10 protein-coding genes are annotated in these 7,488 nt (G+C 45.9%); 1 reads left to right on the top strand and 9 read right to left on the bottom strand.

The genetic code is table 11. The features are described 5' to 3' along the window. Position 1: 1 nt before the first annotated feature. The 9 genes from coaD to U9P07_04850 all read right to left on the bottom strand — a co-directional run bounded on the left by coaD (position 2) and on the right by U9P07_04850 (position 6,245). The gene (coaD, locus tag U9P07_04890; GenBank protein ID MEA2108738.1) at positions 2-493 is read right to left on the bottom strand and encodes a pantetheine-phosphate adenylyltransferase; all 492 of its coding nucleotides are present in this window, start codon (positions 491-493) and stop codon (positions 2-4) included. 6 nt (positions 494-499) lie between these two features. Further along, positions 500-1,060: a 16S rRNA (guanine(966)-N(2))-methyltransferase RsmD gene (gene rsmD / locus U9P07_04885; protein ID MEA2108737.1), complete on the bottom strand. Its 561-nt coding sequence runs from the start codon at positions 1,058-1,060 to the stop codon at positions 500-502. A gap of 98 nt (positions 1,061-1,158) precedes the next feature. Then, positions 1,159-1,440, bottom strand: a complete 282-nt coding sequence (locus U9P07_04880) for a PxxKW family cysteine-rich protein (GenBank protein ID MEA2108736.1) — start codon at positions 1,438-1,440, stop codon at positions 1,159-1,161. A 261-nt stretch (positions 1,441-1,701) separates the two neighbouring features. Further along, positions 1,702-2,310, bottom strand: a complete 609-nt coding sequence (locus U9P07_04875) for a deoxynucleoside kinase (protein ID MEA2108735.1) — start codon at positions 2,308-2,310, stop codon at positions 1,702-1,704. Positions 2,311-2,377: 67 nt separating this feature from the next. After that, positions 2,378-3,109 carry a pseudouridine synthase gene (locus U9P07_04870; protein ID MEA2108734.1) on the bottom strand — a complete coding sequence of 244 codons (732 nt, stop codon included), beginning with the start codon at positions 3,107-3,109 and terminating at the stop codon, positions 2,378-2,380. Positions 3,110-3,122: 13 nt separating this feature from the next. Beyond that, the gene (scpB, locus tag U9P07_04865; GenBank protein ID MEA2108733.1) at positions 3,123-3,686 is read right to left on the bottom strand and encodes an SMC-Scp complex subunit ScpB; all 564 of its coding nucleotides are present in this window, start codon (positions 3,684-3,686) and stop codon (positions 3,123-3,125) included. Further along, complete coding sequence (locus U9P07_04860) at positions 3,676-4,503, bottom strand: segregation/condensation protein A (GenBank protein MEA2108732.1); 828 nt, start codon at positions 4,501-4,503, stop codon at positions 3,676-3,678. Before U9P07_04860 ends, scpB begins: the two co-directional genes overlap by 11 nt. 24 nt (positions 4,504-4,527) lie before the next feature. Continuing rightward, complete coding sequence (gene trpS, locus U9P07_04855) at positions 4,528-5,523, bottom strand: tryptophan--tRNA ligase (protein MEA2108731.1); 996 nt, start codon at positions 5,521-5,523, stop codon at positions 4,528-4,530. A 74-nt stretch (positions 5,524-5,597) separates the two neighbouring features. Further along, complete coding sequence (locus U9P07_04850) at positions 5,598-6,245, bottom strand: site-2 protease family protein (protein ID MEA2108730.1); 648 nt, start codon at positions 6,243-6,245, stop codon at positions 5,598-5,600. A 208-nt stretch (positions 6,246-6,453) separates the two neighbouring features. Here U9P07_04850 and U9P07_04845 point away from each other — a divergent pair, with 208 nt between their 5' ends. Then, positions 6,454-7,467 (top strand): transposase, encoded by a 1,014-nt coding sequence (locus U9P07_04845; protein MEA2108729.1) that lies wholly within the window; start codon positions 6,454-6,456, stop codon positions 7,465-7,467. Positions 7,468-7,488 lie beyond the last annotated feature (21 nt).

The following is a 7,488-nucleotide window of genomic DNA, read 5'->3' as shown; positions in this document are numbered from 1 at the left end:
ATTAAATCAAGGGATATTTTTTCCTTATTCTCTCTTCTATCAGGGGATGTACCAAATCGGAGACCGTCCCGCCCAGGGATGCCAGCTCTTTGACAATCCGCGAACTGACATACATATAGGTATCTTTGGACATCATAAAAAAAGTTTCAACTGAAGGGGCAAGATTGCGATTCATTAAAGCCATCTGAAATTCATATTCAAAATCAGATACCGCCCGCAAACCGCGGATAATGGCGTGGGCATTCATTTCCTGAACGTAGTTGATCAACAACCCGTCAAAGGTTGATACTTTTATCCGTGGATTATCGGAGAATATTTCCTCAATCATTTCCATTCGTTCGCGAACAGTGAAAAGGGTGTTTTTGTCCTGGTTGCAGGCAACCGCCACATAGAGTTCATCAAAAACTTTAGCTCCCCGAGCGATAAGGTCAATATGTCCGTTGGTAACCGGATCAAATGAACCGGGATAAATAGCAATTTTAGTGCAGGCCATGTTGATTCATTCCTTGTTTTGACAAATTATAAAAGTTACAGAGCTTTTACCATATCTCTTTTGTTTCCAGATTACCAGCGGTAAGGATACTTTTATAACATCGCGATAATCATGCTCAACAATTAAGATTCCTGAAGGGGATAAAATTCCATCTGCAGCGATCAATTCTATAGATCTATTACGTTCAGGGGAATTGTAGGGCGGATCCATAAAGATAAGATCAAAACATTGTGACTGAACACTTTTTCCCTGTATAAACCGGGCAACCGTAAAATTTATCACCCGGCACAATTCCTGAAAACGGGATTTTTCCAGGTTCTTCTCAATCAGCCGGCAGCTGGCAGCCGCATTGTCAACACACCAGGCAGCTTTTGCTCCGCGGCTTAAGGCTTCGATGGCCATGATGCCACTGCCGGCAAACAGGTCCGCAACCAGGGCATCCCTGATCTGTTCAATTCCGATCACTGAAAAAATTGCCTCACGAACCATTGCCTTTGTCGGCCTGAGCTGTGGGATATTGGCAACCTCCAAAACAAGTCCACGACGATTGCCACCGGTAACCTTCATGATAGGTCCTGCCAAAAATCAAAAGAAAAGGCAGATGCTTACGCTCTGCCTTTTATGGAGTAATCGGGTATAATAATGCCACACAATCCAATCAGCAATTAACGATTTGCACCTCTTTTTGATGCCTTCAACGGGTTGATCTTCTGCTTAATCTCTTCGACGTTACGTTTAACATGGGTAGCCATAACACAGATACCGCCCTGCCACTTAGCCTCTGGGTAGGGATAAGTCAGGCAATATCCCTGGCCTTCAATATCGATTATCTTGGCGCAACCCTTACATTTATCAATTATTGGATAGCACTCACCATGTTTAGCTGAGCACCCGGCGGATTTCATCAAAAAACATTCATGTCCTTTGCGTACAGTCTGACAAATCATCGAAAAAACCTCCTTGAATTTAAATATTGCGAGCAGCCTTTAGTACTGGATTAGCATCGCATTGTCAAGAATCTTTTCAGTTCCCAAACCTTCCTTGACAACATTTGTCGGTAAATAATTTTAGGCTGTCTTGAAATTAGAATTTTTGTTTAAGTACAAGGCAGGCGAAAATTATAACCGCAGGAATATATGTCATATTTTGAGGATTATAATTTGAGTCTAACGCAGTAATCGAGCAAAAAGGTCATTTTTCAAGGTAGGCTAGATGTATTTTTCAATGACCTGTCGAACATCAACCATATCAACCAGATTATTAATATAATCAAGCTGGTCGGTGTCAATAACTGCCACTTCAGAAAGACGATAATTTTCTATCCAGTCTTCATATAATTGATTGAGTCGGTTTAAGTAACGCGATTTAATATTCTGCTCATAAGGGCGGCCACGGTATTTGATTCGTTTTCTGATTGTTCGGTTCGAACAGCGAAGGTAAATCAGTAAGTCAGGAGATGGCAGAGTATTCAGAAGCGAGGTATAGAGGTCGTAGTAGGTGTCAAAATCTTTTTTTCTCATTAATCGTGATCGGTAGAGATTACGGGCAAATATTTCAGCATCTTCATAAATTGTCCGATCCTGAACCACGGAATTATTTACATGGACCAGTTTTAAATGACTTTTAAATTTCTGGGTCAGAAAAAATATCTGCGATTTAAAAGACCAAAATTTCATATCCTGATAAAATTCTTTCAGGTACGGGTTGTTTTCATACTGTTCATAATAAGGAGTCAGGGGGTAGTAGGAACAGAGAAATTCCACCAGTTTCGATTTACCTGAACCCATATTTCCGGCAACAGCAATGAATTTCTTCATTCTATGACCGTTTTTAGCAAAGTTAACATAATATTCATTATCAGACGTTTAAGATAAAAGATCATTTTCATGAGAGGCCAACTAATCGACGAAGCCTTGTCACTTCATGGGGTTGCAGGAAACGATATTTCCCTTTGGGCAGACTACCTAAACGTAAAAATCCTATTTGAGTCCGGACCAGTTTCTGCACCGGATAATTCACTACCGCCAGCATTCTCCTGACCTGGCGGTTTCTTCCTTCCCGCAGAACAATTTCAAGCTCTGTCGTTTTTGCGGTGAATTTCTTGATGGCAACCTGCTCAGGTTTTGAAAAACCATCGTCAAGCTCCATGCCTTCACGAAGACGCTTAAGGTCTGCATCAGATATATGGCCGGTAACCGTCACCCGGTAATGTTTTGTCAATTTGTACCGTGGATGCATCATCCGGTGAGCCAGTTCACCGTCATTTGTGCAAAGCAATAAACCGGATGAATAATAATCAAGCCGGCCAACCGGATAAAGTCTGGCATCAACCCCGGTCAGCAAATCACTGACAATTGGTCGCTGCTGGGGATCGCTCATGGTGGTCACATACCCGATTGGCTTGTATAGCAACAGATAAAGCGGTTCTTTTCCGGCAGACAATAATTTTCCGTCCACCTGGAGTTCTGCAGTCAGGGGATCAACCTTGGTCCCTAATTCAGTAACCAATATCCCGTTGACCTTAACCCGTCCCTGGGTAATCATTACCTCCGCCTGCCGGCGGGAAGCAAATCCCCGGGCGGCTATAACTTTCTGCAGTCTTTCTGCCATCATCATACCCACCGTCCAATTACTGTCCGTCCAGCAGAGGCAACTCTATATTGGGATATAGATCGCCAAAGGAATTGATATCAGGCAAGCTGGATAAACTGGTGAGGTTGAATATCTGGAGGAATTTATCCGTAGTCACATAAAGAAGCGGCGCACCAACCACCTCTTTCCGTCCTTTGATCGCAATCAATTCTTTTACCAGCAGAAGACGGAGAACGCCTGATGCGTCAACTCCCCTGATTGCTTCAATTTCAGGCCTGGTAATAGGCTGGCGGTAGGCAATAATTGCCAGGGTTTCCAGCGCCGCCTTGCTGAATCTGACTGGCTTTCCCGCTTTAAATTTTCTGATCCAGGAGGCATTCTCCTGTTTGGTAACAAAACGAATCCCGGCACCAATGCGCTGGAGAAAAAATCCCCGATCACGCAGGCGGTATTCATCCTCCAGTTGAGTCACAGCTTCGTCAAATAAATCTCCATCTTCAATTTCCAGCAGTTCCTGAACATCATGAAGATTCACCGGCTCACCTGAAATCAGCAGCAGACTTTCCAACACATCTTTGATTTTCGGCAATTCACTGGACATTAGCTACCTCTGAGGCTCCGGCAGTTATGATAAGCGGTTCCAAAGGAGTTTCCTGATTGATTGCAACTCTTTTCTGACGTACCAATTCCAGCAAGGCCAGAAAAAGGACAATCAGTAAAGAAGTATCAGCACTGAACCGCTCCACCAGCTCAGAAAAGCTAATCACCACCTGACGGCTCAAAGTTTCATTGACCCGGCAGCATATTTCATCTATATTTATCAAATCCCGGACAATTTCATGACGTTCCTGGTCAGCTTTCCGGCGTTCATACAACTGAAGAAAGGCTGCCAGTAAATCGTTCATGCTGACAGCGTACCGTTCTTCAACCGATACATCAACCCGGGATTCATCCTCCAGAAGATCCTGCAAGCCTGACTCCCCCGGCGAAAAGCAGTCCCAGCCGTTCAGTGGCTGCCGCGCCAGGTATTCAGCCCCTTTTTTATATAGTTCATAAGCCTGCAGCCGGGCGATAATCTCTTCCCGGGGATCTTCACCCTGCTCATCCAGAGAGTCTTCATCCTCCGCTTGCTGCCGCAGGAGTATCCGTGATTTTATTTGAATCAGGGTGGCCGCCATCAGCAGATACTCTGAAGCAATGGACAGATTCATCTCCTCCATCAATTCCAGGTAGGCCAGATATTGCCTGGCGATGGAAACAACAGGCATGTTTTCAATGGACACGCGATTTTTTTTCACCAGGAAAAGCAAGAGGTCCAGCGGCCCTTCAAAGCTGTCAAGAAGCACATAAAACTGTTCTTCCAATACGGCATAAAGAGCCCGCTGATGGGCGGGAGGAAAAAAAGCGGGTTCATTCATGGAATTCTTTCCAGGCCTTTTTTCTCAGATTTTCATATGTTCACGTACCTGCTCCATGGTTGCGGAGGCAATACCACGGGCCCGTGAATTTCCGTTTTCGATAATTTCCTGCAGCAACGACGGATGATTTTCATAATAGCGACGTTTTTCCCGCACTGTGGCCAGCTTTACCAGCAGGTTCTGCGTCAGAATTTTTTTGCACTCAACACAGCCGATTTCAGCCCGGGGGCATTCCCGCTTAATCCGCTCCACCTCCTCCGCACTGGAATACAATGGATGGAGAGGAAAAAGATTGCATACTTCAGGATCTCCCGGATCTTTCCGCCTGGCCCGCTGAATATCCGTAACCATCTGACTCACTTTTTTTCTGATGGTTTCTTCATCATCGGCCAGATAGATGGCATTGTTGTAACTTTTGCTCATTTTACGGCCATCCAGACCCATGAGTTTGGGAACCTCGGTCAAAATGGGTTTAGGAACCGGGAAGGTATCGCCATAGAGATAATTGAACCTGCGGGTAATTTCCCGGGTCAACTCCACGTGAGGCAGCTGATCTACCCCAATGGGAACCAAGTGTGAACGGTAGATGATAATGTCAGCCGCCTGCAGCACCGGATACCCTAAAAATCCATAGGTCGCCAAGTCATCATTCCTGATTTCATTTTCATTCTGGCTGTCTTTAAAGGTTGGATTGCGCAACAGCCATGAAAGCGGTGTAATCATGGAGAGCAGTAAGTGCAATTCCGCATGCTCTTTGATCTTGGACTGAATAAAAAAAGTTACCTTATCCGGATCAATACCAACACTTAACCAGTCCAGAAATAAATCCTGCATACTGTCCCCGACAATTTCCGGATGCTGAAATTCGCTGGTCAACGCATGCCAGTCAGCAGCAAAAAAGAAACAATCATATTGCTGTTGAAAATCCAGCCAGTTAGTCAACACCCCATGGAAATGGCCCAGATGAAGCTTGCCGGTGGTTCGCATCCCGGATACTACCCGTTTTTTTTCATTTACCATCTAAGGAATACCTCTACTTGTACTTTATGTATAGACAAATAAAATACTGTTATTAATATTATTTTCAACCTGCGCTAACCCAAGCCTACCCCAATCATCATTTGGGAAAAGAAAGAAATAAGCGGGATAATAAACAGGTTGAGGGCATTACTGAATACCAGCAGCAGCAGAATTATAAAACCGTATGGTTCGATGCGGGCCATGAGCATGGATGGTCCGGGAGGCAGCAGATTTGACAAAATTTTACTACCATCCAATGGTGGAATTGGAATCAGGTTAAAAAACCCCAGGGCCAGATTGATAATGACACTGACTTTCACCATCATGGTCAGGGGCAGGATCACCTTTGAAACTATCAGTGGCCCCATAAATGACAGGGAAACAAAAGTAAGCAGATGATAGATAATGGCGCTGGTTGCAGCCAGCAGGAAATTTGCCGCTGGTCCAGCGGCGGCAATCCACAGCATATTCTGCCGGGGATTGGCCAGGTTGCTCGGATTAATGGGAACCGGTTTTGCCCAACCGATAATCCGAGTGATGAAAAAAACCGCGGTTCCAAAAAGATCCAGATGTTTCAGTGGATTAAGGGTCAGACGACCGGCATCCCGGGCCGTATGATCTCCGAATAAATCAGCCACATAACCATGAGCCACTTCATGAAAAGTTACCGCCATAAGCACCGGCACGGCCATAATCGCAATCTGCTGAATTATTTCGTGCATGTTCTCCCCTGCTCTACAATAAGAATTGGTGCATCTTTAACAGATAATAGAACTATCGTCAATTACCTCTTCCTGCAAACATAGTTGGCAGGGTCATTTTCTTTGGCCAGACCATACCTTCATGGAAGGCGGGAAGGTGGGAAGGTGGGGACGTTCATAAGATTATTTGTTTCTTGACGGCTCTCCTTCTTTCTGCCATACTTTCACTATGTCCCGTCAACCTCGCATAGATGCACCCGATACCCTGCATCATATCATCTGTCGTGGTATCGAACGCCGACGTATCTTTACCGATGATGACGACCGTGACGATTTTCTCAATCGCCTGAGTACCATCCTCAGCGAAACCGAGACAACCTGCTATGCCTGGGCCTTGATCCCCAATCACTTTCATCTGCTGCTGCGTACCGGAACAACGCCGTTGAGTACTGTGATGCGTCGCTTGCTGACCGGTTATGCCATAGCATTCAATCATCGCCATAAACGCTACGGCCACCTGTTTCAGAACCGTTACAAATCGATCATCTGCCAGGATGATCTTTACCTGCTGGAACTGTTGCGCTACATTCATTTAAATCCCCTCAGAGCAGGTCTGGTGCAATCAGTTGAGGCGTTGTCCGATTATTCCGCATGCGGTCACGCTCAATTGCTGGGGCTATCTGAACAAAGGATTATCACGGTTGATGAGGTTTTGTCGTTTTTCGCGAAAGGACGGACTGCGGCCCGTGAACTTTATACTTCTTTCATTGTCGATGGTGCGGCTCAGGGCAAACGTTCCGATCTCGTCGGTGGTGGTTTGGCCCGCAGTCTGGCTGGACCGCAAGGCCAGACAAAAGATGCGAGTGATTATCAGATGGTGAGCGACAAGCGGATTCTCGGCAATGGTAATTTCGTCCAGTTGATCCTGGACAAGGCGAAAAAACAATTGACCGCCCCTCAACGCTATCAAGCGGCCGGTTTTGATCTGGATCAGTTGGCCGCTCTGGTTGCCGGACTGCTGAACATTAATTCCTCACTGGTTCAGATGGCGGGAAAACAACCCGAGAAGGTGCGGGCGCGCAGTCTGTTTTGTTACTGGGCGGTGCGGGAGCTTGGCTATACGGCAACCGCGCTTGCCCGCCGGCTCGGGATCAGTCAGCCGGCGGTAAGCCAAGCCGTGAATCGCGGGGAAAAGTTGGTGGCGGAGCGTGGTTGGTTGTTGGGAAATTTGATAAACTTATAATCTTATGAACGTCCCCTATCC

This window comes from Pseudomonadota bacterium, from assembly GCA_034660915.1.
GTDB lineage: Bacteria > Desulfobacterota > Anaeroferrophillalia > Anaeroferrophillales > Anaeroferrophillaceae > DQWO01.
This window is presented reverse-complemented; position numbering and strand designations above follow the sequence as displayed.

Coding starts and splice junctions, on each gene's coding strand:
- U9P07_04875 (MEA2108735.1), bottom strand. CDS start 2,310: ATGAAGAAATTCATTGCTGTTGCCGGAAATATGGGTTCAGGTAAATCG.
- U9P07_04870 (MEA2108734.1), bottom strand. CDS start 3,109: ATGATGATGGCAGAAAGACTGCAGAAAGTTATAGCCGCCCGGGGATTT.
- U9P07_04860 (MEA2108732.1), bottom strand. CDS start 4,503: ATGAATGAACCCGCTTTTTTTCCTCCCGCCCATCAGCGGGCTCTTTAT.
- trpS (MEA2108731.1), bottom strand. CDS start 5,523: ATGGTAAATGAAAAAAAACGGGTAGTATCCGGGATGCGAACCACCGGC.
- U9P07_04850 (MEA2108730.1), bottom strand. CDS start 6,245: ATGCACGAAATAATTCAGCAGATTGCGATTATGGCCGTGCCGGTGCTT.
- coaD (MEA2108738.1), bottom strand. CDS start 493: ATGGCCTGCACTAAAATTGCTATTTATCCCGGTTCATTTGATCCGGTT.
- scpB (MEA2108733.1), bottom strand. CDS start 3,686: ATGTCCAGTGAATTGCCGAAAATCAAAGATGTGTTGGAAAGTCTGCTG.
- U9P07_04845 (MEA2108729.1), top strand. CDS start 6,454: ATGTCCCGTCAACCTCGCATAGATGCACCCGATACCCTGCATCATATC.
- U9P07_04880 (MEA2108736.1), bottom strand. CDS start 1,440: ATGATTTGTCAGACTGTACGCAAAGGACATGAATGTTTTTTGATGAAA.
- rsmD (MEA2108737.1), bottom strand. CDS start 1,060: ATGAAGGTTACCGGTGGCAATCGTCGTGGACTTGTTTTGGAGGTTGCC.